The organism is Allobaculum fili (assembly GCF_020969955.1).
Lineage (GTDB): Bacteria > Bacillota_I > Bacilli_A > Erysipelotrichales > Erysipelotrichaceae > Allobaculum > Allobaculum fili.
Window position 1 is genome coordinate 1 of the sequence record NZ_JAHDSX010000134.1, and the last position, 327, is coordinate 327.

Here is a 327-nt window from a genome sequence, read left to right on the forward strand (position 1 = left end):
AACCCTTAAAGGGAGTGAGTCGTCTAAGGCGGGGCCGACGACTGGGGTTAAGTCGTAACAAGGTATCCCTACGGGAACGTGGGGATGGATCACCTCCTTTCTAAGGAGAAAGTACAAGGAAGTCCATTGGTGAAAGCCGATGGCAAAGAGTAATGAGTGAGGATTTGTCTGTGAGGTTTTGGAAGAGCGATCTTCCAGAGAATGGATCTTTGAAAAACGAGCATCAGTAAGAAGACATAACAGAAGGTCTAACGAAAAGTTGAAGAGTAATAAAGATTTAACCGAAAGTTGGAAACAGTTAGTGGAACAGTTCTTACGAAATAGAAA

At 43.4% G+C, this 327-nt stretch carries 1 rRNA gene; it reads left to right on the forward strand.

What is annotated here, in order from left to right:
* Positions 1 to 100, forward strand: a 16S ribosomal RNA gene (locus Afil_RS10820); the annotation flags it as partial.
* Positions 101 to 327 lie beyond the last annotated feature (227 nt).